The sequence below is a fragment of the Saccharothrix lopnurensis genome, from assembly GCF_042658445.1.
Taxonomy (GTDB): domain Bacteria; phylum Actinomycetota; class Actinomycetes; order Mycobacteriales; family Pseudonocardiaceae; genus Actinosynnema; species Actinosynnema lopnurensis.
In genome coordinates, this window is the sequence record NZ_JBHSQO010000003.1 from 23,183 (window position 1) to 41,850 (window position 18,668).

Annotated in this window: 22 protein-coding genes and 1 riboswitch; of the genes, 18 read left to right on the top strand and 4 right to left on the bottom strand. The window is 73.5% G+C overall.

All coding sequences use genetic code 11. The features are described 5' to 3' along the window. Positions 1-75 precede the first annotated feature (75 nt). The 5 genes from ACFP3R_RS03880 to ACFP3R_RS03900 all read left to right on the top strand — a co-directional run bounded on the left by ACFP3R_RS03880 (position 76) and on the right by ACFP3R_RS03900 (position 5,177). Entirely contained in the window at positions 76-2,127 is a 2,052-nt protein-coding gene (locus ACFP3R_RS03880) for a PQQ-dependent sugar dehydrogenase (protein ID WP_380632912.1), read from the top strand. Positions 2,128-2,390: 263 nt separating this feature from the next. Next, positions 2,391-2,753 carry a hypothetical protein gene (locus tag ACFP3R_RS03885; RefSeq protein ID WP_380632914.1) on the top strand — a complete coding sequence of 121 codons (363 nt, stop codon included), beginning with the start codon at positions 2,391-2,393 and terminating at the stop codon, positions 2,751-2,753. A 162-nt stretch (positions 2,754-2,915) separates the two neighbouring features. Beyond that, entirely contained in the window at positions 2,916-3,824 is a 909-nt protein-coding gene (locus ACFP3R_RS03890) for a DUF1996 domain-containing protein (protein WP_380632915.1), read from the top strand. A gap of 103 nt (positions 3,825-3,927) precedes the next feature. After that, on the top strand, positions 3,928-4,479 hold the full coding sequence (locus ACFP3R_RS03895) for a sigma-70 family RNA polymerase sigma factor (RefSeq protein WP_380632917.1): 552 nt from the start codon (positions 3,928-3,930) through the stop codon (positions 4,477-4,479). Beyond that, complete coding sequence (locus tag ACFP3R_RS03900; protein WP_380632918.1) at positions 4,476-5,177, top strand: anti-sigma factor family protein; 702 nt, start codon at positions 4,476-4,478, stop codon at positions 5,175-5,177. The genes ACFP3R_RS03895 and ACFP3R_RS03900 overlap by 4 nt, the downstream gene beginning before the upstream one ends. Positions 5,178-5,218: 41 nt before the next feature. On the opposite strand, the gene ACFP3R_RS03905 is transcribed toward ACFP3R_RS03900, so the two are convergent. Next, complete coding sequence (locus ACFP3R_RS03905) at positions 5,219-6,175, bottom strand: zinc-binding dehydrogenase (protein ID WP_380632920.1); 957 nt, start codon at positions 6,173-6,175, stop codon at positions 5,219-5,221. Between the two features lie 283 nt (positions 6,176-6,458). Here ACFP3R_RS03905 and ACFP3R_RS03910 point away from each other — a divergent pair, with 283 nt between their 5' ends. The 5 genes from ACFP3R_RS03910 to ACFP3R_RS03930 all read left to right on the top strand — a co-directional run bounded on the left by ACFP3R_RS03910 (position 6,459) and on the right by ACFP3R_RS03930 (position 10,309). Further along, the gene (locus ACFP3R_RS03910) at positions 6,459-6,701 is read left to right on the top strand and encodes a hypothetical protein (RefSeq protein WP_380632921.1); all 243 of its coding nucleotides are present in this window, start codon (positions 6,459-6,461) and stop codon (positions 6,699-6,701) included. Between the two features lie 581 nt (positions 6,702-7,282). Then, the gene (locus tag ACFP3R_RS03915) at positions 7,283-7,999 is read left to right on the top strand and encodes a DUF4383 domain-containing protein (protein WP_380632922.1); all 717 of its coding nucleotides are present in this window, start codon (positions 7,283-7,285) and stop codon (positions 7,997-7,999) included. A gap of 195 nt (positions 8,000-8,194) precedes the next feature. After that, positions 8,195-8,857, top strand: coding sequence for a M50 family metallopeptidase (locus ACFP3R_RS03920; protein ID WP_380632924.1), 663 nt, complete (start codon positions 8,195-8,197; stop codon positions 8,855-8,857). 112 nt (positions 8,858-8,969) lie between these two features. Next, positions 8,970-9,929 carry a TIGR03557 family F420-dependent LLM class oxidoreductase gene (locus ACFP3R_RS03925; RefSeq protein ID WP_380632925.1) on the top strand — a complete coding sequence of 320 codons (960 nt, stop codon included), beginning with the start codon at positions 8,970-8,972 and terminating at the stop codon, positions 9,927-9,929. Positions 9,930-10,015: 86 nt separating this feature from the next. Next, positions 10,016-10,309, top strand: coding sequence for a WhiB family transcriptional regulator (locus ACFP3R_RS03930; RefSeq protein WP_380632927.1), 294 nt, complete (start codon positions 10,016-10,018; stop codon positions 10,307-10,309). Between the two features lie 472 nt (positions 10,310-10,781). On the opposite strand, the gene ACFP3R_RS03935 is transcribed toward ACFP3R_RS03930, so the two are convergent. Both ACFP3R_RS03935 and ACFP3R_RS03940 read right to left on the bottom strand, forming a co-directional pair. Then, positions 10,782-11,573 carry a SigB/SigF/SigG family RNA polymerase sigma factor gene (locus ACFP3R_RS03935; protein ID WP_380632928.1) on the bottom strand — a complete coding sequence of 264 codons (792 nt, stop codon included), beginning with the start codon at positions 11,571-11,573 and terminating at the stop codon, positions 10,782-10,784. Beyond that, the gene (locus ACFP3R_RS03940; protein ID WP_380632930.1) at positions 11,570-11,938 is read right to left on the bottom strand and encodes an ATP-binding protein; all 369 of its coding nucleotides are present in this window, start codon (positions 11,936-11,938) and stop codon (positions 11,570-11,572) included. The genes ACFP3R_RS03935 and ACFP3R_RS03940 overlap by 4 nt, the downstream gene beginning before the upstream one ends. 191 nt (positions 11,939-12,129) lie before the next feature. Between ACFP3R_RS03940 and ACFP3R_RS03945 the strand changes: the two genes are divergently transcribed. After that, positions 12,130-12,879 (top strand): ATP-binding protein, encoded by a 750-nt coding sequence (locus tag ACFP3R_RS03945; protein ID WP_380632932.1) that lies wholly within the window; start codon positions 12,130-12,132, stop codon positions 12,877-12,879. Positions 12,880-12,905: 26 nt separating this feature from the next. Here the strand turns inward: ACFP3R_RS03945 and ACFP3R_RS03950 are convergent, their stop codons facing one another. Further along, positions 12,906-13,325, bottom strand: coding sequence for an anti-sigma factor antagonist (locus tag ACFP3R_RS03950; protein WP_380632934.1), 420 nt, complete (start codon positions 13,323-13,325; stop codon positions 12,906-12,908). A 404-nt stretch (positions 13,326-13,729) separates the two neighbouring features. On the opposite strand from ACFP3R_RS03950, the gene ACFP3R_RS03955 reads away from it, so the two are divergent. The 7 genes from ACFP3R_RS03955 to ACFP3R_RS03985 all read left to right on the top strand — a co-directional run bounded on the left by ACFP3R_RS03955 (position 13,730) and on the right by ACFP3R_RS03985 (position 18,294). Continuing rightward, positions 13,730-13,969, top strand: a complete 240-nt coding sequence (locus tag ACFP3R_RS03955; protein WP_380633356.1) for a hypothetical protein — start codon at positions 13,730-13,732, stop codon at positions 13,967-13,969. Between the two features lie 156 nt (positions 13,970-14,125). Continuing rightward, the gene (locus ACFP3R_RS03960) at positions 14,126-14,722 is read left to right on the top strand and encodes a CDP-alcohol phosphatidyltransferase family protein (RefSeq protein WP_380632935.1); all 597 of its coding nucleotides are present in this window, start codon (positions 14,126-14,128) and stop codon (positions 14,720-14,722) included. Between the two features lie 39 nt (positions 14,723-14,761). Beyond that, the gene (gcvH, locus tag ACFP3R_RS03965) at positions 14,762-15,163 is read left to right on the top strand and encodes a glycine cleavage system protein GcvH (protein WP_380632939.1); all 402 of its coding nucleotides are present in this window, start codon (positions 14,762-14,764) and stop codon (positions 15,161-15,163) included. Between the two features lie 113 nt (positions 15,164-15,276). Beyond that, the gene (gene garA, locus ACFP3R_RS03970) at positions 15,277-15,738 is read left to right on the top strand and encodes a glycogen accumulation regulator GarA (RefSeq protein ID WP_033427969.1); all 462 of its coding nucleotides are present in this window, start codon (positions 15,277-15,279) and stop codon (positions 15,736-15,738) included. A gap of 13 nt (positions 15,739-15,751) precedes the next feature. Beyond that, entirely contained in the window at positions 15,752-16,411 is a 660-nt protein-coding gene (ftsR, locus tag ACFP3R_RS03975) for a transcriptional regulator FtsR (RefSeq protein WP_380632941.1), read from the top strand. A 146-nt stretch (positions 16,412-16,557) separates the two neighbouring features. Further along, positions 16,558-17,031 carry a bifunctional nuclease family protein gene (locus ACFP3R_RS03980; protein ID WP_380632943.1) on the top strand — a complete coding sequence of 158 codons (474 nt, stop codon included), beginning with the start codon at positions 16,558-16,560 and terminating at the stop codon, positions 17,029-17,031. A 687-nt stretch (positions 17,032-17,718) separates the two neighbouring features. Further along, positions 17,719-18,294 carry a MerR family transcriptional regulator gene (locus tag ACFP3R_RS03985; protein ID WP_380632945.1) on the top strand — a complete coding sequence of 192 codons (576 nt, stop codon included), beginning with the start codon at positions 17,719-17,721 and terminating at the stop codon, positions 18,292-18,294. Between the two features lie 224 nt (positions 18,295-18,518). Beyond that, a riboswitch (glycine riboswitch) is annotated at positions 18,519-18,608 on the top strand. Positions 18,609-18,668: the final 60 nt, after the last annotated feature.

The window sequence follows — 18,668 nt, forward strand, 5'->3', positions numbered from 1 at the left end:
ACACCCCGCCCGCGACTGGCCGCCGCCACCAGTCCTCCGCCGCCGCCTTTCCCCCAACGACCGCGGGAGGCACCTGTGGCACCCCCTACCCGGCGGCGGCTGTCCGCCCTGAGCACCGCACTGGCGGTGGTGGCGACCGCGCTGGTGTCCGCCGCGCCCGCGAGCGCGGCCCCCGTGCTGCTGTCCCAGGGCAAACCGGTCACCGCCTCCACCACGAGCGGACCGGGCCTGGAGGCGCGGCTCGCCGTGGACGGCGACTTCGGCACCCGCTGGAGCAGCCGGTCCGGCGTCGACCCGGCCTGGCTCCAGGTCGACCTGGGCGTGACCGCGCGCCTCAGCCGGGTCCGGTTGCAGTGGGGCAACTCGTGCGCCCGCGCCTACCGCGTCGAGACCTCGCCCGACGCCGCCGCCTGGACCACCGTCCACAGCACCGCGAACGGTCCCGGCGGGGTCGAGAACCTCGCGGTCGGCGGCGCCGGCCGGTACGTGCGGCTGTACGCCACCCAGCGCTGCAACCAGTCGGGCGGCTACACGGTGGTGGAGTTCCAGGTCCACGGCGAGACCTCCGGCGACACCGCCCCGCCGTCGCCGCCCGCGAACCTGCGGGCCGCCAACACCACGGCCACCTCGGTCGACCTCTCCTGGGACCCGGCGACCGACGACGTCGGCGTCACCTCCTACGAGGTGTACCAGTCGGGCCAGTTCGTCAAGGCCGTCGCCGGCACCTCCACCCGGGTCACCGGCCTGAACCCCAACGGCACCCACCAGTTCTACGTCAACGCCAAGGACGCCGCCGGCAACGTCTCGCAGGCGAGCAACAACGTCGAGGTGCGCACCCCGCCCGCCCAGGCCGACAACGAGAAGCCGACCGCCCCCACCGGCCTGCGCGCCACGGGCGTCACGGCCAACTCGGTCTCGCTGACCTGGGGCGCGGCCACCGACAACATCGGCGTGACCCGCTACGAGGTCCACGCGGCCGGGGCGAAGGTCGGCGACGCCACCGGCACCTCGGCCACCATCAGCGGTCGCGCGCCGAACACCGCCTACACGTTCACGGTGCGGGCGTTCGACGCGGTGGGCAACGCCTCCGACCCGAGCGCGCCGGTCACCGCGACCACGTCCGGCGGCGGTGACCAGGTCGGCGCGGTCACCCAGCTGGCGGCCGACACCGACGTGCCGTGGGGCCTGGCCTTCCTGCCCGACGGCTCCGGCGTCTACAGCCGGCGCGACGCGTTCGACCTGGTGAAGCTGTCGCCGTCCGGGGCGCGGACGACCCTGGGCGTGGTGCCCAACGTGGTCGGCACGGACGCCGAGGGCGGCCTGCTCGGCATCGAGGTCTCACCGACCTTCGCCACCGACAACTACGTCTACGCCTACCACACCAGCACCGGCGACAACCGGGTCGTGCGGCTGAAGGTGCAGAACAACGCGATCGTGGCCGGCTCGGTGCAGGTCCTGCTCACCGGCATCCCGCGCAACCGCTACCACAACGGCGGCCGGCTGCGCTTCGGCCCGGACGGCAAGCTCTACGTCGGCACCGGCGACGGCCAGAACGCCCAGGGCGCGCAGGACCGGAACTTCCTGGGCGGCAAGGTGCTGCGGCTCAACCCCGACGGCAGCGCGCCGACCGACAACCCCTTCTACGGCAGCGGCGGCAACGCCCGCTACGTGTGGTCCTACGGCCACCGCAACGTGCAGGGCCTGGCGTTCGACGGCCAGGGCAGGCTGTGGCAGGCCGAGCTGGGCAACACGATCATGGACGAGCTGAACCTGGTCGAGCGGGGCGGCAACTTCGGCTGGCCGTCGTGCGAGGGCACCTCGGGCAGCTGCTCGGGCTACGTCGCCCCGAAGCGCACCTGGAGCACGGCCAACGCGTCGCCCAGCGGCATCGCGATCGTCAACAACTCCCTCTACATGGCCTCGCTGCGCGGCGCCCGCCTCTACCGCCTCCAGCTCAACGGCACCTCGGTCGGCGGCGAGACCACCCACTTCCAGGGCACCTACGGCCGCCTGCGCACCGTGGAACGGGCCCCGGACGGCAACCTCTGGCTGACCACCAGCACCGGCGACCGCGACAGCGTCCCCAACAACTCCGACAGCCGAATCCTGCGCGTCCAACTCAACTAACCCCTCCCCACCCTCCCAACGCGGGGCCACGCCACCACGGCGCGGCCCCGCGTCCTTATCCCCCTCCGCCCTTTCACCCTCCGCCTTCCGTTGAACCACCCACCCGCCAAACCCGTGTAGCCGGTGTCCCCCGCCCGGAGCACAGGCCCCGGGCCCCGGCCGAACGAGACGAGATGCGCGATCCGATCCTCGACCGCACCGTGAACCTGGTCCGATCCGAGCGAACCCGGAACCGCCGACGCTGCGGCGGCATCGTCGCGGCGTTGGGTACCACCCTGGCCGCCGCGGTGCTGGCCGGCGGCGTCCACCTGGGCCGGCAGCACGCGCCCGGGACGCGGCTCCTGGCCGCCTCCTCACCGGACGGGGTCCACCTGACCACCGAGGTCACCGCGGCCGGGGGCTGGGTCCGCCTGCGCGCGGAGGTCGACGGCGTCCCCTCCGGCTCCCGCTGCCGCCTGGTGGTCACCGACACCGCCGGCAACCACTACGTGGCGGGCGGCTGGGTGGCGCCGTCCGCCACCCGCACCACCCTCACCGGCGCCGTCGTGGTCCCCCTCCCCGACCTGGCCACCATCAGCGTCGTCACCACCGACAACCACACCCTGATCACCGCCCCCACCCCCTGACCCAGCGCGAGTCGTACGCCCAGACCGCGCGAGTCGTACGTCCAGACCCACCGTGTCGTACGTCCAGGACCCCCGAGTTCACCGTTCAGGACCCCAGGACCGCCGCGTCTCAGCCGGTGACGAGGCCGCCACCCCGGGCCCCGGCCGAATAAGCTGGACGGCGTGAGGTGGTTATCCGCGCTCCTGGTCCTCTCGCTGGCGGCAGGCTGCTCGGAGAGCCGGACGGTGGCGATAGACGAGGTGCCCGTCGCGGTGGACGAGGTCACCACCACCGGGGACGCCTCCACCGGCTCCTTCACCCTCGACTGCGGCCGCAACGAGCGGCGCCACCTCAACGCCGACAACGTGGTGATCACCCCGGGCCGCCCCTTCGGCGCCCACCACACCCACGAGTACGTCGGCAACACCGGCACCGACGCCCACTCCACCGACGAGTCCCTCGCCGCCGCGGCCACCACCTGCTCCGCGGGCGACCTGTCCACCTACTACTGGCCCGTCCTGCGCCTGACCGACCGCACGGGCCACGACGAGCACGCGCAGGGCGGGGGAGCGCACGGCAACACCGGTGAGGTGCTGCCCCCGGACCGCGTCTCCGTCACCTTCACCGGCAGCCCGGTCAGCGAGGTCGTCGCGATGCCCCGGTTCCTGCGCGCCATCACCGGCGACCCCGCCGCGGCCACCACCGGTCGCGGCCGGGCGCGGTGGAGCTGCACCGGGTTCGAGGACCGGTGGACCGACCGCTACCCCGGGTGCGCCCCGGGCAGCCGGGTGCTGCGCGACTTCGAGTTCCCCAGCTGCTGGGACGGCCGCAACACCGACAGCCCCGGCCACCGCGCGCACCTGGAGTTCCCGGCCCCGAACGGGGTGTGCCGGCAGGGCACCTTCCCGGTGCCGAGGCTGCGCCTGGTCGTGGCCCAGGACGTGCCGCCGGGCCGGCCGTTCGCCGTCGACAGCTTCCCCGAGCAGCACCGGGACCCGCGCACCGACCACGCCATGTTCATCAACGTCATGCCCGACGCCCTGATGGCCGAGGTCGTGACCTGCCTGAACGCCGGCCGCGCCTGTTCGTGACCCGGCCCGGCGAACTTTTTCCCGGCCGCGCTGAACCGAACCCGCCCGGGAGCCGTGTCCGTGGGGGACGGGTTGGGGACGGGTCGACGAGAGGAGCGGGTGGATGGCGGCTTTGTGGTCCCGGAAACGGGAGGCCGCGGCCGACGAGGCGCTGATCCGCTCCCTCTACGAGGAGCACGGCCGGGCGCTGCTCGCCTACGCGACGCGGCTGACCGGTGATCGGGCGGCGGCCGAGGACGTGGTCCAGGAGACCCTCGTGCGCGCCTGGCGGCACCCGGACGCCCTGGTCAACGGCCGGGGCTCGGTCCGCGGCTGGCTGCTCACGGTGGCGCGCAACCTCGTCACCGACCGGGTCAGGGCGAGGGCGGCCCGGCCCCAGGAGGTGGCCGAGACGCCGGCGACCCCGCCGGTGGCGCGCGACCACGCCGACGCCGTGGTGGACTCGGTGGTGGTGCTGGAGGCGCTGGACCGGTTGTCGCCCGACCACCGGGACGTGCTGCTGGAGATCTACTTCCGCGGCCGGAGCGTGACCGAGGCGGCGGAGGCGCTGGGGGTGCCGCCCGGCACGGTGAAATCGAGGTCGCACTACGCCTTACGTGCCCTGAGGGAGACGTTCGCCGGACAACAGGTCGCGCTGAAGGGGGTGGCCGGATGACCGCGAACCACGATCCACAGCTGCTCGGCGCCTACGTGCTGGGTGCGCTGGACGAGCAGGAGGTGCGTGCGGTGGAGGACCACTTGGCGGCCTGCCCGTCGTGCCGCGCCGAGCTGGCCGGGCTGAGGGCGGTGGAGGAGGCCATGGGCGAGGTGCCGCCCGAGGCGCTGCTCGACGGCCCGCCGGACGGCGGCGACCTGCTGCTCCAGCGCACGCTGCGCCAGGTGCGGTCGGAGCGCGGCGGTGAGCTGCGCCGCCGCCGGGTGGGCCTCGGCCTGGTCGCGGCGGCGGTGGCCGCGGTCGTGCTGGGCGGCGGGTTCGCCGTCGGTCGGGGCACCGCGCCGGACGAGCTCGTGCTGCCCACCCCGTCCACGGCCCCCGCGCCGCCGGCGGGCACCAGGCTGGGCACGGCGACCGACCCGGACACCGGCGCGCGGATGACCGTGCAGGTCAGGCCCGCCGCCGGGTGGGTGCGGGTGAACGCCTCGGTGGCGGGCATCGCGGCCAACGCGAGGTGCAGGCTGTTCGTGGTCGCCAGGGACGGCAGCAGGCAGGAGGCCGGCAGCTGGCTGGTCTCCGCGGCGGGGGAGCAGGACGGCACGAACCTCGACGGTTCCGCGCTGATCGCGCCGGGGGACGTGGTGGCCGTCGAGGTCCGCGACTTCGACGACCGGCGGATCGTCACCGTGCCCGTCTAGCGGGTCGGGTGGCCCCCGGCGCGGGGGCCACCCGACCTGTCTCACGGCCTGAGCACGACCTTGCCGGTGGTGGCGCGCGTCTCCAGCGCGGTGTGCGCGCGGGCCGCGTCGCGCAGCGGGAACGTCGTGGTGAGCGGGGTGAGCCGCTGTTCGGCGAGCAGCTCCAGCGAGCGCTGCTCCAGCTCGCGCAGGCTCGTGCCCTTGAGCAGCCGCGGTCCGACCGCGACCGACGCGGTGAGCCCCTGGCGGTACAGGTCGGCGGTCTCCACGCGGGTGGGCGTGCCGGAGGACCAGCCGAACAGCACGACGTGCCCGCCCACGCCCAGCAGCTCCAGGGCCGCGCGCCCGGCCTCGCCGCCCACGCCGTCGAGCACGACGGTCACCGCGCCGACGCCGTCGGTCCAGCCCGGCCGGGTGTAGTCGACGGCCAGGTCCGCGCCCAGCTCGCGGACCAGGTCGAGCTTCGCGGTGCTCGCGGCGCCGACGACCCGAGCCCCGACCGCCTGGGCGGCCCGCACGAACAGCGCGCCCAGGCCGCCGGCCGCGGACGTCACCAGCACCACGTCGTCCTCGGTCAACCGCGCGATGCGCAGCACCCCGACGGCGGTTCGGCCCGTGCCGACCATGGCTACCGCCGCGTCGTCGGACACGTGGTCGGGCAGCTCGTGCAGCGAACCGGCGTTCGCCACGGCCTGCTCGGCGTAGCCGCCGCCGGCCTGCCCGAGGTGGGCGACGACCCGCTTGCCGAGCCAGTGCGCGTCCGCGCCCTCGCCCAGCGCGGTGACCACGCCCGCCACCTCGCGACCGGGGACCACGGGCAGCTCGGGCAGCGGGAACGGCCCGCCCGGCTCGCCGCGCCGGATCGCCGTGTCCAGCAGGTGCACCCCCGCGGCCGACACCGCGAGGCGCACCTGGCCGGGGCCGGGTTCGGGGTCGGGCACCTCCTCGTGGCGCAGGTTCTCGGCCGGGCCGAACTCGTGCTGCCGGATGGCGCGCATGTGGAACCCCCTCTTCTCGGAACGCCGGTCACGCTAGGAGTTCGAGCTTGCTGGAGGTCAAGTGATCGGGACCGCCGCTCAACCGGGGCGGCGCTCCGCGCGTCAAGGGGGGTGTGAGGCACTTCGACCACAACGCGCACCACCACCCGGTCCTGCCGGCCGCGGTGCCCGTCGGGGCGCGCACGGCGCTGGACGTCGGCTGCGGGCACGGCGCGTTCGCGCGCGCCCTCGCCGCCGGGGGGGCTCGCGGTGACGGCGGTGGACCGCGCGGCGGGGGGTGGCCGTGCTCGGGTCGGCGCGCGAGGAGGGCGCGCGGGACCGGGCGCTCAGCCTCGCGTCGGTGCCCCCGAATCGCGCCCGGCGCCTGGTCCGGGACGACCCGCGCGGCACCGCCCCGGTCGCGGACTGCTCGCTGTCGCCGCGCGGGATCAGGGCCACCGCGGCGGGGATCGTGCCCGGCGCCCGGTTCCGCCGGCACCTCTACCGGCGCTACTCGATGTTGTGGACCGCGCCGGGAACCGGATGACCATGGCGCGCGTCAATTGGTGCATACGGTAATTGCTTTGACGGCCGCAGGTCGTCGAAGGGACAATTCAGCTCAACACCACGATGGTGTCACGACCAAGCAGGGGGATTTCGTGAACAGCAGGCAGACCGACTGGAACGGCTCGGCGACGCGTCGTTCCCAGCGCTGAACTGCACGTCTGACCTGGGCTCAGGTGCCCCGGGCGGTGCTCCGCGAGCCATCCGCAAACCTGATCGCCCTCATTTGTCGCGGTGATCGGAATTCAATTTCCGGTACCGTGTGTTCCCGGTTCCGACGGGGTGGACCGGGATTGTGTGAACCTCGGCGCGACGGGGCGCCGACTCCTGTCGGAACAATGGGGGCGGGCCCGGGCGCCCGCCCCCGCCGCCCTGCCGCGTCGCCCAGTCCAGCGCCGCGCCGTCCCGCCTCGCGCCGCCACCCCGTCCCGCCGTCCTCTGCCCCACGCCCCACCCCGCCGACCACGCACCCCGGACGTGCCGTTTGCCTTCTCCGGCCCATGGGTAGCCGGTGGTCGTCCGGAGCCCGGAAGGCGGGCTCGTGGTCCTCGTTTGGAGGGCGTGATGACCCAATCGACCGTCGGCCGCGTCAAGGTCGCGGGTCTCCAGCCCGCCCAGGTGCTGGCGGGCCTGCTCGGACTGGTCTTCCTCGTCGCCGGCATCGCCGGTTTCGTGAAGACCGGGTTCGGCGACTTCTCCGGCGACCAGCACGCCATGCTGCTCGGGTTCGCGGTGAACCCGCTGCACAACGTGATCCACCTGGCGTTCGGCGTGCTCGGCCTGCTGATGGCGACCAACTCGGGCCTGTCCAGGGTCTACGGCTGGATCGTGTTCCTGTCCTACGGCGCCGTGCTGCTGTGGGGCCTGGCCCTCTCGGGCATCTTCGCGAGCAACCCGGTCTCGGGCCTGGGCAACCCGCTGGCGCTCAACACCAACGACAACTGGCTGCACCTCGGCCTGGCCGCCGCCGGCCTGCTGATCGCGGTGCTGCCGGCCCGGCGCAAGATCGTGGTGCCGGAGGAGGAGATCGCGGAGCACGACGCGCGGCACTTCGACCGGGACGAGACCATCCGCGCCCCGCGCCCGGTGGCCGACGAGCCGGAGACCCGGCCGATGCCGACGCAGCGCGTCGACACCACCCACACCGGCTCCCACCACGACGACCGGATCGAGTCGGTGGACCCGACCACGGCCAACCGCCCGATCGACCCGGCCATGCGGCCGACGCAACCGATCGACCCGGCCATCGCCGAGCAGCACAAGGCCCGGCACCTGCGCTGACCCCGCACCACCACCACGACGGGGCCCGGTCCACTGTGGACCGGGCCCCGCGTCGTCGTGCCCCGACCCCTCGGGCCCGCGCGTCGTCCGGGAACCCGCCGCCTCGACCAGGCGAAGCGGAGCGGTCCACGACCGCCGTGGATCAGCCCGGGTGCCGGAGCGCCTTCCGGGCCGGGCCTGGCATGCTGGACGTCGATGTCGACTCTCGCGAAGTGGGCGCCCGTCGTCGCGGCGCTGGCACTGGTGGCCGGCCCTGGGCTGTGGCGGTACAGCAGGCACGTGATCACCATCGCGCACGAGGCGGGGCACGCCGTCGTCGCGCTGCTCACCGGCCGCAGGCTGGAGGGCATCAAGCTCAACCCGGACACCTCCGGCGTGACGGTGTCGCGGGGCAGGCCCACCGGGGTCGCCGTGGTCCTCATGTACTTCGCGGGCTACGTGACCCCGTCCCTGCTGGGGCTGGGCGCGGCCGCGCTGGTGACCGCCGGGCAGGTCCGGCCGCTGCTGTGGGCGACCGTGGTGCTGCTGGCCGGGATGCTGGTCATGATCCGCAACGCCTTCGGCGTGCTGTCGGTCGTGCTGACCGGCGGGGTGGTGTTCCTCGTCTCCTGGTACGCGTCCGAGGAGTGGCAGGCCGCGTTCGCGCTGTTCGTCACCTGGTTCCTGCTGCTGGGCGGGGTGCGGCCGGTGGGTGAGCTCCAGCGCCGGCGGCTGCGCGGGCGGGCGCCCGGGTCCGACGCCGACCAGCTGGCCCGGATCACCCGCGTGCCGGGGCTGGTGTGGGTGCTGCTGTTCGCGGTCGTCGTGGTCGGCGCCCTGCTGCTGGGCGGGCGGGTGCTGCTGCCGGTCGAGGTCTGAACCGGCCCTCTCCCCGCCGGTGCGCGGCGACGTGTCGCACCGCACGTCATCCGGGTCGGTGGTGCTTCGGTCACGCGGGGTTCAGGTCGGTTCGCCGGGGTAACCGGACGCCATGGTCAGCATCGGCTACTTCCTCTCGTGCGAGGAGTTCGACCCTCGTGAGCTCGTCCGGCAGGCCCGGTGGGCGGAGGAAGCGGGCTTCGAGCGGCTCTGGATCTCCGACCACTACCACCCGTGGAACTCCGAGCAGGGGCAGAGCCCGTTCGTGTGGTCCGTGATCGGGGCGCTGTCCGAGGTCACCTCGCTGCCGATCACCACCGCGGTCACCTGCCCGACCGTGCGCGTCCACCCGGCGGTGGTGGCCCAGGCCGCCGCGACCGCCGCCGTCCAGTGCCGCGGCGGGTTCACCCTCGGGGTGGGCTCCGGCGAGGCGCTCAACGAGCACATCCTCGGCGACGCGTGGCCGCCCGCGCCGGTGCGCCTGGAGATGCTGGAGGAGGCGGTCGAGGTGATGCGCGCCCTGTGGACGGGCGAGGAGGTCACCCACCGCGGCAAGCACTACACGGTCGAGAACGCGCGGCTCTACACGCTGCCGCCGGAGCCCGTCCCGGTGTACGTCTCGGCGTTCGGGCCGAAGGCGGCCGAGCTGGCGGCCCGCATCGGCGACGGGTTCTGCTCGACCATCCCGGACGGGTCGCTGGTCGAGCGGTTCCGCTCCGGGGGCGGCGGGTCGAAGCCCGCGCAGGCCGGGTTCAAGGTCTGCCACGCCGACTCGGCCGAGGCCGGTGCGAAGACCGCGCACCGCCTGTGGGCCAACGAGCAGCTGCCCGGCGAACTCGCCCAGGTGCTGCCCACGCCGGCGCACTTCGAGCAGGCGTCGACGCTCGTCACCGAGGAGATGGTCGGCTCGTCGCTGCCCGTCGGCCCGGACGTCGAGCCCTACGTCGACGCGGTCCGCTCCTACGCCGACGCCGGCTACGACGAGCTGTACGTCCAGCAGATCGGGCCGGACCAGGAGCAGTTCTTCCGCTTCTGGTCCGGGTCGGTGGCCCCGGCCCTGCGAACCGCTTAATCCGATCGAGCACACCACGTTTGCCCGCCCGCAGACAGCGGGTAAGCCGTGATCAAGCACCGCAACACCGCAAGGGGGTCCACCCGATGACCAGCACCGCACGCCTGCCCAAGCCCGTGACCGACGTCTGGGACTGGCAGAAGGACGGGCTCTGCCGCGGCCGCGACAGCGCCGTCTTCTTCCACCCCGACAACGAACGGGGGGCCGCCCGCGCCGCGCGCGAAGACCGGGCCAAGGAGCTGTGCGGCCGATGCCCGGTCCTGCTGAGGTGCCGTGAGCACGCCCTGGCCGTCCAGGAGCCCTACGGCGTCTGGGGCGGCATGGGCGAGGACGAGCGCCGCCGCCTGATCGCCGCCTCGCGCCGCCGCGTCGCGGCCTGACCCCGCGCCCGGCCGGCTCCCGGCCGGCGCACCCCGGTCACCCGCGACCGGACCCCGCGGACCGGCCCCCCGCACCGCGGACGGGCCCCGCGACCGGGTTGCCCCGACCTCGCGCCCCCGGCACCGGCCCGCTCAACGCCGAGCGGCCACCGCCGGAGACCACCGCACCACGAGCACCACGCACCGCACACGCACCGCACCCCGTCGAGCAGCACGCCGGTCATCGCGGCCCGGCCCGGCTCGACCACCGACATCCCACGTCCCCGATCCGCCACGACCGGCGCCCGGGAACGTGCGCGTGCCGCACCCCGACACGGGACCCGCGGCACGCGGGTGGGCCCGTTCCCGACCCCCGGGCCCCCGAAGAACGCCGAAGGGGCCGCCCACGTGGGCGGCCCCTTCGGCGTGAATCCTCGGCCGTGGATCCTCGGTCGTGAATCCGGACCTCCGTGAACCCGGACCTCCGGCGGTGCTACTCGCTCAACCCGTCCCGCAGCTGCCGCAGCGTCTTGGCCAGCAGCCGGGACACGTGCATCTGCGAGATCCCGACCTTCTGGGCGATCTGCGTCTGCGTCATGTTGCCGAAGAACCGCATGACCACGATCTTCCGCTCCCGCTCCGGCAGCTTCTCCAACAGCGGGTGCAGCGCCTCCCGCTGCTCGATCGCCTCCAGCTCCGGGTCCTCCTCGCCGAGCGTGCTGCCCAGCGAGATGGAGCTGTCGTCGGCCACCAGCAGGTCGTCCAGCGAGGCGCTGTGGTAGGCGTTGCCCGCCGCCAGGCCCTCGTGGATCTCCTCGCGGCTCAGGCCCAGGTGCTGGGCCAGCTCGCTCGGCGTCGGCGCGCGCCCGAGCTCCTGCGACAGCCGCGCCGAGCCCGCGTTGATCGCCAGGTGCAGCTCCTTGAGCCGCCGCGGCATCCGGACCGACCAGCTGGAGTCCCGGAAGTACTTCCGGACCTCACCCATGATCGTCGGCACGGCGAACGACAGGAAGTCGCTGCCCCGCTCCGGGTCGAACCGGTCGACCGCGTTGATCAGGCCGACCGTCGCCACCTGGACCAGGTCGTCGTGCGGCTCGCCGCGGTGGCCGAACCGCCGGGCGATGTGCTTGGCGACCGGCAGGTGCTCGGTGACCAGCTCGTCGCGCAACCGCTCCCGCGCCGGGTTGCCGGCGGGGAGGGAGGCGAGCTGGACGAACAGCGGCGCCAGGTGGTCGTAATCACCCTGCGTGCCGGACCGCGTCGTGCTCCCTTCCGGCGCCGTCACGCATCCACCGTCCCCAGTGACCGCTTGACCAGGTCGATGTGCACCTCGTACGCGTCGTCCTGCGGCGCGACCCACGTCGTGACCGAGTCGACCAGGGCGCTGAGCACCCGCCAGCCGAAGCTGTCCCGGTCCGGCGGGGCCGACCGCTGCGAGCTGACCCTCGTGGAGACCTGCACCGAGCCCTCCACCACGACGAACTGGGCGCTCAGCACCGCGGCCGGCGCCGCCAGCGAGATGAGGGTCGAGCACGCCTCGTCCACCGCCAGCTTCAGGTCCTCGATGGAGTCCAGGTCGAAGTCCTGGCGCATGGCGATGTCGGCGGCCACCGCCCGGACGACCGACAGCTGCGTGGGATCGGCTGACATCCGCAGTTCGACCCCGGTCAGGGCGCTTTCCGACTCACCGCTCCGCGGCTCAGTGTGCGACACGCTCACCTCGACGTCCGTTTCTGTGCTGGTTGTGCTGCTGACGCTATCGGTACCCGAACTGATCGTCGCTCACACGTGTAGCGGACACGCCGGCCGGGAAGACTGACAGGTGCAACGGGGAGGGCCACTTGACCGATCAACTCGCGGACCACCACTGGGGAGTGGAGTTCCCGGCGCAGGCCGGGGAACTCGCGGCGGTTCGTGCTCAGCTCGACAGCTGGCTGGCCCGGACCGGCCTCAACGAGGACGACCGGTACGACCTGCTCATCGCGGTGAACGAGGCCGCCAGCAACGCCGTGGAGCACGCCTACGGCCCCGACCGGGCCGGCGTGGTCACCATCGACGCGGACGCGCGGCCCGACGGCAGCGTGCAGGTCGTCGTCACCGACCGCGGGACGTGGCGCGTGCCACCCCCCGCGCTCTCCACGCGCGGCCGGGGCCTGCTGCTGATGCGGGAGAACGTCGACGAGGTGCTCGTCGACCGCCAACCGTCCGGCACCACCGTCACCCTCGTGCTGGCCCGGCGGCACGCCACGCGGGGCACGTTCAACGCCGCGCCGCCCGAGCCCGTGGTGGTCACCGAGTGCGAGGGCTGGGTGGAGGTGGTGGTGCTGGGCGACGTGCCCGCGCACGCCGCGCCCGCCGTCCGCCGCCGCATCCTCACCGCCGCCCGCGGCGGCACCGTGCCCATCGTGGTCGACCTGCGCGCCCTGGGTGAGCGCGGCGACGGGCTGATCAGGAGCCTGCGGCCGGTGGCCGAGGCCGCCGCCGCGGCGGGCAACAAGGTCATCGTGCGCGCGCCCGTGGACGGCCACGCCCGCCGCGCACTCGTCGCGGCGGGCGTGGACCAGGTCGTGGACGTGGTGCCGCACGGCTGAGCCGGGCGGGTGCCCCGGACCCGCGTTCAGCGGGGCTCGTCGGCCCCCAGCGCGCGGTCGACCGACTCGAACACGCTGAACACCTCGCCCAGTCCGGTCGCGGCGAGCGGGCGGATGACGGCCCGCGCGACGGCCACGACGCGGAACGCCGAGCCCCGGCGCTTGCCGTGCTGGGACGCCTCCACGAGCACGGCCAGCCCGGCCGAGCCCAGGAAGCTGACCCCGGACAGGTCGAGCACGACGGTGTCGCCGGCGTCGAGGCGGGGCAGCACGTCCGCCCGCAGCTGCGGCGCGGTGAGCATGTCGATCTCCCCGCTGACCGCGACCACGACGACACCCTCACCCGCCCCGCGGACGGTGATGCCGATCTGCCCGGCCCGCGGGCCGGTCGCCGCGGCGGACTCGGCTCCGCTCGTCGCCACGACGTCCGGGTCCTGAACCGTCACGAGGTTCTCCTCTTCAACTGGAAACGCCGGTGGGGAGCTCCACGGCTCGCGGTGGTGCGTGAGCGGCGTGGAACGGCAGCGTGACGGACACGTCCGCGAGCCAGGACTCCCCGGCGCGGCTGTTGGCTCAACCGCTGCGCCGCCACCGTACGGGTGCGGCTTGATCGGTACCAGTGTAGTGCGGTTCTCGGTGTGCGGTGGATGACGGACGGTGAACGGTTTGATCCCGAACCCACCGGCTACACCCCGGGGTAAGACGTCGCGCACCTCGCCGCGTCAAGCAACCGGTGACCGAAATCCGGCGACAACGGACCTGATCGCCGACAGGGTCGGAGCAGAATCCACTGTGTCGGGGATAACGCCGCGAGCCGCGTGGGCGACACCCCTGGTGGAGGGATCTCATGATGAACACCACGAAGGAAGCCGAATCCGAGCCCGCGAAGCCCGTGGCGGCGTGCGTCGGTGGCGACGGCGCGACCGCGCTGCCCACCACCCCGTGCAGCGTGGTCTGGAGCAAGGGCCACGCCTACGTGCTCGAGGGCGCCCAGGGCCGCTGGGTCGGCGTCGACGACCGGGGCCGCCCGCGGGCGCTCAGCGGCGACGAGCTGCGGCGACGCGGGTGGAGCCGCAGCCGGACGAACTGACGCCGGGTCGCGTCACCGGTTCGCGTGAACCCCGCCGCGGACCACCCCCGCCGCGCCGGCGACCGGTCCCGGTCGCGCGGCGCCGCACCGGTCGGCACCGCCGTCCCGGGCCTGGTCGCGAGCCCCGCGGCCGGTCCGGCACTAGAGTCCCCGCCTGTGCCGCACGATCACGTCGAGCCCGCGAACCGGCTGCTGACCGTCCCGAACGCGCTCAGCGTCCTCCGGCTGCTCGGCGTGCCCCTGTTCCTGTACCTGCTGCTGGGGCCGCGGGCGGACGGGTGGGCGGTGGTCGTGCTGGTCCTCGCCGGCCTGTCGGACTGGCTGGACGGCAAGATCGCCCGCTGGTTCAACCAGATGAGCAAGCTCGGCGTGCTGCTCGACCCCGCCGCCGACCGCCTGTACATCCTGGCCACCCTGGTGGCGTTCGTCGTGCGCGGGATCATCCCCTGGTGGGTGGTGGTGGTCCTGGTCGGCCGGGAACTGGTGGTCGGCGCCTGCCTGCCCGTGCTCCGCAGCCGCGGCTACGGCCCGTTCGAGGTCAACTACCTGGGCAAGGCCGCCACCTTCAACCTGCTCTACGCGTTCCCCATGCTCCTGCTCGCCCAGGGCGGGTCGACGGCCGCCCAGCTGCTCCGGCCCCTCGCCTACGCGTTCATGATCTGGGGCGGGGCCCTGTACCTGTGGTCGGGCGCCCTGTACGTCTACCAGTTCACCCTCGCGCTGCGCCGGCGGCCGGGGGTCGCGCCGGCCTGAACCGGACGTGGGAAGATCCGGCACCGAAGATCCACCGTCATGAAGGAGCGCACCGCGGTGATTCCCGAGGAGCTCAAGTACACCGAGGAACATGAGTGGGTGCTGCGCACGAGCGAGGACACCGTGCGCGTGGGCATCACCGACTACGCCCAGGAGCAGCTCGGGGACGTCGTGTTCGTCCAGCTCCCGGAGCTCGGCGAGCAGGTCGGAGCCGGTCAGACGCTGGGCGAGGTCGAGTCCACCAAGAGCGTGTCGGACATCTACGCCCCGCTCGCGGGTGAGGTCGTCGCGCGCAACGACTTCCTCGACCAGCAGCCCGACCTGGTGAACTCCGACCCCTACGGCGAGGGGTGGATGGTGGAGCTCCGGCTCGACGACCCGACCGCGGTCGACGACCTGCTCGACGCCACCGCGTACCAGGAGCTGGCGGCGCAGGGGTGACGTCGATCTTCCGGCGGCTCTTCGGTCGGTGGGGGAGCCGCTCCTCAGACAAGGGTTCGGGCACGATAGGTTCTACCGAACTCGACGGTTCCAGCAGCAGGAGGAGAGCTCAGGTGAGCACGAACGACGGGCCAGGCGTCCCGCCCGAGCAGTCCCCGGAGCGGACCTCCGTTTTCCGGGCCGACTTCCTCGCCGAGGTCGAGGGCGCCGAGGCGCCCGCCCAGGAGCCGGCGGTCGCCGGTGTCGACGCGCTGCCCGCCGGGTCGGCACTGCTGGTGGTGAAGCGCGGTCCCAACGCGGGGTCCAGGTTCCTGCTCGACCGCGACACGACCAGCGCCGGACGGCACCCCGACAGCGACATCTTCCTCGACGACGTGACGGTCTCGCGCCGGCACGCCGAGTTCCGCCGCGAGGGCGGCGAGTTCGTGGTGATCGACGTGGGCAGCCTCAACGGCACCTACGTCAACCGCGAGCCCGTCGACCAGGCCGTGCTGGCCAACGGCGACGAGGTGCAGATCGGCAAGTTCCGCCTGGTTTTCCTGACCGGTCCGGGCGCCGGGGGCCAGGGGGCCTGACGGTGGGGCTCCGGTGACGGCGGCCGGGCGGCCACGCGGGGGGTTGAGCATCGGGGCGGTGCTGTCGCAGCTCCGACCCGACTTCCCCGACGTCACCATCTCCAAGATCCGGTTCCTGGAATCGGAGGGGTTGGTCCGCCCGGCGCGCACGGCCTCGGGGTACCGGCAGTTCACCCCGGCGGACGTGGAGCGCCTGCGGTACGTGCTGTCCGCGCAGCGCGACAGGTACCTGCCGCTCAAGGTCATCAGGGAGCAGCTGGACGCGGCCGACCAGGGCGTGCGCGCGGCGGACGCCGCGTCGGGCCAGGGGCGCCGGATCACGCGCGACGACCTGCTGGCGCGCGCGGGCATCGAGTCGGCCGACCTGGCCGACCTGGAGCAGCACGGCCTGGTCAGCGCCGGTCCGGGCGGGTTCTACGACCACGAGTCGGTGCGGATCGCCACCACCGTGCGGGCGATGGCCCGGCACGGGCTCCAGGCCCGGCACCTGCGCCCGTTCCGGGCCGCGGCGGACCGCGAGGTCGCCCTGGTCGAGCAGGCCGCCGCGGCGGCGCACCGGGCGCGGGCCGACGAGGTCGTGCGCGAGCTGGCGGCGCTCTCGGTCACGCTGCACGCGCTGCTGGTCGAGGTCGGGTTGCGCGATGTCGCAGGTAAGCGCGTTTCGTCGAGGTGAACAAGTGTCCGCATCGTGATGCCGGAGCGGGTGGGCGGTTGCGCACGGGGCCCGCTTGGCGGGTAGCGTCGAAAGGGTACTTGGGGGATCCTCGTTCATACAGCGGGGACGCCAGGATTTCAGCGCGCTGAGGGAGGCGAGACCCGATGAGCGAGATGCGCGTCGTGGGTGTGCGGGTGGAACTGCCCGCCAACCAGCCGATCCTGCTGCTGCGCGAAACCGAGGGCGAGCGGTACCTGCCGATCTGGATCGGGTCCGTCGAGGCCACCGCGATCGCGCTGGAGCAACAGGGCGTGCGCCCGGCCCGCCCGCTGACCCACGACCTGCTCAAGGACGTCATCGGCGCCCTCGGGCGGCAGCTGGAGCAGGTGCGGATCACCGACCTCCAGGAGGGCACCTACTTCGCGGAGCTGGTGTTCGACGGCGACGTGCGGGTGTCCGCGCGGCCCAGCGACTCGGTGGCGCTCGCGCTGCGGGTCGGCGTGCCCATCCACGCGGAGGAGTCCGTGCTGGCCGAGGCGGGGCTGATCATCCCGGACGAGCAGGAGGACGAGGTCGAGAAGTTCCGCGAGTTCCTCGACTCCGTGTCGCCGGAGGACTTCCGGGGTGCCGACACCTGAGCGGTGCCGGCTCTCCCGTCATCTCGTCGACAGGGTCCCCGTGCGGGGGCCCTGTCGTGCTTCTCGGGCCAGGACGGCCCGGCCCCGGTGCCCCGCCAATACCCACCGGCCCCGCCCGTGGACGAGCGTGGTGAGCGGTCCCGGTGTGGTGCGTGGGCCCCGGGCGTGCGGCCCCGCCGCGCCGACCCGGACCCGGGCGTGCCGTTCAGGCCCCGTCCGCCGTACCCACCGGTCGGGCGAACTTCCGGGAGGCCCGCCTCCCCGGCCCGCGCCGGCCGCCGGAGGCCCCCGCGCCGACCCCCGTCAAACCCCCGCCGCCGACCCTCCACCCGCGCCGGGCGAGTACCACCTGCGAGAGGTCCGACCAGCGGCCGAACCCCTCGCGGGTGTGTGCGGTGCGTTGTGGATCAACCCCGCGTGCCACCCCCCGGTGTCACACTTCTGGATTACACAACGTCAGCATTCCGCCGCTAAACGATCACTAAACGTCACCCGAATGGCTTACAACGGCCGACTCTCTCAACCTCTACCTCAGGTTGAGGTCAGACGCGTCCCGCGCGTCGCGTTGACCTGCCCCCTAGCCGGTCTTACCGTCGAGCTCAGGTGAATTGCCGCGGTGTGATTCGGGCACTGCGGCGGCTTCACGTTGGTCGCCGGTCGTCGTGGCCGGACCGAGGGGAGGCAGGCGTGGTCCAGGAAGCGCCCATCATCCGGGCGGGCTCCGGCTCCGGCGAACAGGGCGAGCTGTTCCCGGACTCCTCGCTGCCGGACGAGCTGGTCGGGTACCGCGGCCCGGCCGCGTGCCAGATCGCGGGCATCACCTACCGCCAGCTGGACTACTGGGCCCGCACGGACCTGGTCAGCCCGACCATAAGGAGTGCCCACGGCTCCGGCAGCCAGCGCCTGTACTCGTTCAAGGACATCCTCGTCCTGAAGGTCGTCAAGCGGCTGCTGGACACCGGCGTCTCGCTCCAGAACATCCGGGTCGCGGTCGACCACCTGCGCCGCCGCGGCGTGCAGGACCTGGCCCGCATCACGCTGTTCAGCGACGGCACCACGGTCTACGAGTGCACCTCGCCCGAGGAGGTCGTCGACCTGCTCCAGGGTGGCCAGGGCGTGTTCGGCATCGCGGTCAGCGGCGCCATGCGGGAGATCAGCGGCACCATCCACGAGTTCCCCGCCGAGCGCGCCGACGGCGCCGAGGTCGTGGCGGCCTCCAACGACGAGTTGTCGCGCCGCAGGCGCACCCGGGCCACCGGCTGAGAGCGCTCGCGGGGGGACCGCCGGGCGCGGAAGCGGGAAAGGCCGGCGGTGGGGTGAGCGGAACCGCGGATCGGGCACGGCGCGAACACGACCTGTCGCGGTCGGGTACCGGGAATGTGCCCGCTGGAAAACCCGCTCAAACCCCGCTGTCCAGGTGATGAGATCCACGTCGCGCCGGCAGGACCGGCGGCGTCCGGGTTGGGTACGATTCGCGCGCAGTCGCTTTATCCCGCGCGGGAGAGTCCGAGCCCGCTCGGCGCCGAAGGAGCAAATCCTCCCCGGAACCTCTCAGGCGCAAGGACCGCGTGGGTGAGACGCCTCTGGAAAGCGGGTCGGGCCACCGACCCCGCCGACGGTGCAAGCCCGGTCACCAC

Bases quoted from the DNA above. Each gene is read 5' to 3' on its own strand.
- ACFP3R_RS03980 (WP_380632943.1), top strand. From the start codon at position 16,558: ATGAGCGAGATGCGCGTCGTGGGTGTGCGGGTGGAACTGCCCGCCAAC.
- ACFP3R_RS03925 (WP_380632925.1), top strand. From the start codon at position 8,970: ATGGTCAGCATCGGCTACTTCCTCTCGTGCGAGGAGTTCGACCCTCGT.
- ACFP3R_RS03940 (WP_380632930.1), bottom strand. From the start codon at position 11,938: ATGTCAGCCGATCCCACGCAGCTGTCGGTCGTCCGGGCGGTGGCCGCC.
- ACFP3R_RS03930 (WP_380632927.1), top strand. From the start codon at position 10,016: ATGACCAGCACCGCACGCCTGCCCAAGCCCGTGACCGACGTCTGGGAC.
- ACFP3R_RS03900 (WP_380632918.1), top strand. From the start codon at position 4,476: ATGACCGCGAACCACGATCCACAGCTGCTCGGCGCCTACGTGCTGGGT.
- gcvH (WP_380632939.1), top strand. From the start codon at position 14,762: ATGAAGGAGCGCACCGCGGTGATTCCCGAGGAGCTCAAGTACACCGAG.
- ACFP3R_RS03920 (WP_380632924.1), top strand. From the start codon at position 8,195: ATGTCGACTCTCGCGAAGTGGGCGCCCGTCGTCGCGGCGCTGGCACTG.
- ACFP3R_RS03955 (WP_380633356.1), top strand. From the start codon at position 13,730: ATGAACACCACGAAGGAAGCCGAATCCGAGCCCGCGAAGCCCGTGGCG.
- ACFP3R_RS03905 (WP_380632920.1), bottom strand. From the start codon at position 6,175: ATGCGCGCCATCCGGCAGCACGAGTTCGGCCCGGCCGAGAACCTGCGC.
- ACFP3R_RS03915 (WP_380632922.1), top strand. From the start codon at position 7,283: ATGACCCAATCGACCGTCGGCCGCGTCAAGGTCGCGGGTCTCCAGCCC.
- ACFP3R_RS03895 (WP_380632917.1), top strand. From the start codon at position 3,928: ATGGCGGCTTTGTGGTCCCGGAAACGGGAGGCCGCGGCCGACGAGGCG.